We start from the raw sequence: 1,903 nt of genomic DNA on the forward strand, positions 1-1,903 counted from the left end.
TTCTGCTCATTATTAGCTCCTTCTGATGCCATTCTATTTCAGGAAGGAGTGTCCGTTAAACTCAGGCTACCTCAATATGCTTTCCTTCCAGGTAAACCTCGTGAACAATGTTATCAGTAGTTGCAACAGTGGCTTCATAATTGGTGTTCATGTTTTTCTCCTTAATTAAGGTTGAGCGAATCCCTGCCATTGCTGGCATAAATTCAGTTTCGAATAGTCAGTTAATTAAAGTTCGTGTGCCATCTGGTCTTTTTCGGCGCAGATTTCACTACAATATTTGCGTTTCTTTTTCCTCATCATGGTTCCGTGCATGTAAATAAGTTCAGCAGTGTAAGCCTTATCAGGGCTTACTTGTCTGTCACACAGGCCATAAGCACAGGGAATTAAATCGGGATCACCTTTCTACTGGAGGTTTTTTTTGATTATCCATAACAAATTTTTGATTCCGGTGTGTGTTATGGTCTGCTGAGGTGCAGAGGTAAAACAATAATCAAGCATAGGGTTCATATCCGTAGCTCCATTTTTATTTTAAAGAAAGTAATTGTTCCACAGTCATATTTTTAATTGCGCCCCGGTTAACAAGAGTCCATCCCTGTTTTTCCAGATAAAACCGGAAAGTCTCCAGGGTACAGACCAGTGCGCCATCAGGAACGGTTTCGGTGAATTCGACATTGCCGAATTTGTCGAAGTGAACAACCAGAGTGCGACCATCACCCGGAATCATCTTGTCTGCAGGTGGGGTGTTATTCTGGCGCAGTTCGGCCTCCATGCGGTCGAACTCAGCAATGTAGGCTTCCTTGAATGCGGCGGCTTTTTTGCCAGTGAAGCCCATCACCAGGAAAACGAAGCCGTTTTTGGTGATTTGGTACATTGGGCGTTTTTCGCCTTTGGCGTCGGTATAGGTGACGGGCTTAAAATTAAGCCGGTTAAACTCCGGCGAGCATTCGAGAGTTTCGATCTTCTGAATAACGTTTTTGTGCATTTTCCGGAAGAACTCCGCAACCGCAACAGACGTAGTGACAGCGCGACCATTTTCGATGGTTGCGTCAGGGTGAGAAAGGGTAAGGATAGTAGCCATGATGGCAGCCTCGATAGTCAGTTTAAATGACTCACCACCAGAGGTAGCAATCTCATGGGTGGTGAGACGCACAGGGTTGCTACAACCGGTGACTACCGAAACCGGCCAGCCTTGCGGCTGCCCTGCACGCCCCACCATAATCTGAATGTGGCTGTGCTTGACGCATAAAAAAACCGCCTGAGCGCGGTTATGCGCAGTAGTCATCGTCGGGGTAGCAATCCCGGCACCCGTTTTATGAGGTGCAGGTGCACTATAATTCCACCCGTTCTGGTTTTCAATAGCTACATTCAACATTTTCTCTTTCCTTTCATCACCGAAGTGAACTTTGTTGATGCGGTGCCTGGTGCCTCCAGGTGACGTTAACCAGTTAACAATTACAGTTGGCTTTCCCACCCAAACCAATAAGGACTAACATGACTTTTAACTGTGCCGCGTGCGCATAGCCGCATTCACCGCATCACAAAATTCACTTTAAAAAGGGCGGACATCAGCCAGCAATTAAACCGATGCCGCCAACTGGTACTTCACACAGCAATGTCGTTATTTACAACCGGAAGCGCACTCCCACCATTTAAATTTCACAGACAAGACCGACTCTTTATGGATACCGGAAATGCGCCTTCGTGTTGTGCCCGGTTTTATTTCACCACTTCCGGGCTTTGGTGGTATCTTTACTGAAGTTCTCACACAACCAGTAAGGAAATGAATATGCCAACGTATCTCGCCAGAGTAGAACTATATAATGCTGAGTAGACTGGCCCCCTGAATCTCCAGACAACCAGTATCACTTATTTAAGTGATAGTCTTAATACTAGTTTTTAGACT

2 protein-coding genes and 1 pseudogene are annotated in these 1,903 nt (G+C 45.8%); all 3 read right to left on the reverse strand.

Annotation, left to right across the window (positions count from 1 at the left end):
• Window positions 1-73: 73 nt before the first annotated feature.
• Window positions 74-190, reverse strand: a pseudogene (locus ABZJ92_RS21720) (hypothetical protein); the annotation flags it as partial.
• Window positions 191-225: 35 nt separating this feature from the next.
• Window positions 226-384: a YdaE family protein gene (locus ABZJ92_RS22575; RefSeq protein WP_265736902.1), complete on the reverse strand. Its 159-nt coding sequence runs from the start codon at window positions 382-384 to the stop codon at window positions 226-228.
• Window positions 385-523: 139 nt separating this feature from the next.
• On the reverse strand, window positions 524-1,372 hold the full coding sequence (locus tag ABZJ92_RS21730; protein WP_000935590.1) for a Rha family phage regulatory protein: 849 nt from the start codon (window positions 1,370-1,372) through the stop codon (window positions 524-526).
• Between the last annotated feature and the right edge of the window lie 531 nt (window positions 1,373-1,903).

The sequence above is a fragment of the Shigella sp. FJ200513 genome (genome assembly GCF_040495915.1).
Lineage (GTDB): Bacteria > Pseudomonadota > Gammaproteobacteria > Enterobacterales > Enterobacteriaceae > ECMA0423.

What these genes read in the sequence shown, in the direction of transcription:
- ABZJ92_RS21730 (WP_000935590.1), bottom strand. Translation starts at nt 1,372, where the DNA reads ATGTTGAATGTAGCTATTGAAAACCAGAACGGGTGGAATTATAGTGCA.